The organism is Spirochaetota bacterium, from assembly GCA_026414805.1.
Classification (GTDB): domain Bacteria; phylum Spirochaetota; class UBA4802; order UBA4802; family UB4802; genus UBA4802.
Map to the genome: position 1 here is coordinate 1 of JAOAIH010000153.1, position 901 is coordinate 901.

A 901-nucleotide genomic window follows, 5' to 3' on the forward strand; every position below is an offset into this window, starting at 1 on the left:
GGACTACACAATGATGTAGTAACAAATGCGTTTTTGAACAGTATCCCGTTATTTGCTATATAATCAAGATTTGGTGTTTTTAAAAAAGGATGCCCAAGACAACCTAACATGTCATATCGATGGTCATCTGTGAGTATAAAAATGATATTTGGCATACTTCTTTTTGTCTGAGCGTACAATGTATTTAAATAAGGAAAACCAGTAACCATTGCAATTGATGAGGCTGCCAATGTAAGAGCATCCCTGCGGGTAATAGGAACAGACTCGTCAAAATGACCTTTATTTTTCATAAAATTTACCTATATCAATAATTTACTTCAGAAAGTGCTCTGAATAATGATGCACTACCATATATGACCATTCCTGGCCCCTGATTAATCCAAAATAAATACCTGTTATGCCAATGATAAAAAACACAATTACTGCAGGATGAAAAATCTTTACTGAAGTATTTCCCCTTCTAAAATCTATATAACGACAAATTAGTTCGGATACCGATAGCTCAAAAAAAGTAACGCATACTATACCAAATGTCCACGGCAAAAAGAAAAAATATACCATTTCAATTGCAGTAAACTGGCATGAAACAGATAAGGCCATCCTTATGAGCCATATAACTGGATTTACAAATGCTACAATACTACGTTCAAAAAACGTTGCACCCCTGAAATACGCAATAGGAGGGCCAACAAAGCCAAAAAACCAAATGGAAACAAACATTATAAAACCAGAGATATCCTTAATAACAGTTCTTAAAAAACCTGGTGAAAGGCCAGTTGAGCCATGATATATTAAACTTGATACAATCATAATTCCAATAACAATAGCAAGAGGAATAAAAAAGCGCTGGAGTATATTTCTATAATATTCCATACCAGCGAACCCCCAATAGATTTATGAT

At 34.2% G+C, this 901-nt stretch carries 2 protein-coding genes; both read right to left on the bottom strand.

Annotated elements, in window-relative coordinates; all coding sequences use genetic code 11:
• A partial coding sequence (locus tag N3F66_15080) for a sulfatase-like hydrolase/transferase (protein ID MCX8125470.1) occupies nucleotides 1-209 on the bottom strand: 209 nt, incomplete at its 3' end.
• Between the two features lie 103 nt (nucleotides 210-312).
• Nucleotides 313-873, bottom strand: a complete 561-nt coding sequence (locus N3F66_15085; GenBank protein ID MCX8125471.1) for a hypothetical protein — start codon at nucleotides 871-873, stop codon at nucleotides 313-315.
• Nucleotides 874-901: the final 28 nt, after the last annotated feature.